The 202-nt window shown below is 39.6% G+C and carries 1 rRNA gene; it reads left to right on the top strand.

From position 1 onward, the window contains the following. Nucleotides 1-77 (top strand): 16S ribosomal RNA (locus H5183_RS21600); the annotation flags it as partial. Between the last annotated feature and the right edge of the window lie 125 nt (nt 78-202).

Below are 202 nucleotides of genomic sequence, written 5' to 3'. Positions count from 1 at the left end.
CCACGGAGTGATTCATGACTGGGGTGAAGTCGTAACAAGGTAGCCCTAGGGGAACCTGGGGCTGGATCACCTCCTTATACGATTTAGAACTTATTTGTTCGTAGTGTCCACACAGATGATTGTTAATTAGTGCGTATCCCTTTGGGATAACTAATTAATATGCTCTTTAAAAATTTGGAAAAGCTGATAATAAAATTCGTAT

Origin of the sequence: Pseudoalteromonas sp. SR44-8, from assembly GCF_014163635.1 — a bacterium.
Lineage (GTDB): Bacteria > Pseudomonadota > Gammaproteobacteria > Enterobacterales > Alteromonadaceae > Pseudoalteromonas > Pseudoalteromonas rhizosphaerae.
This window is presented reverse-complemented; position numbering and strand designations above follow the sequence as displayed.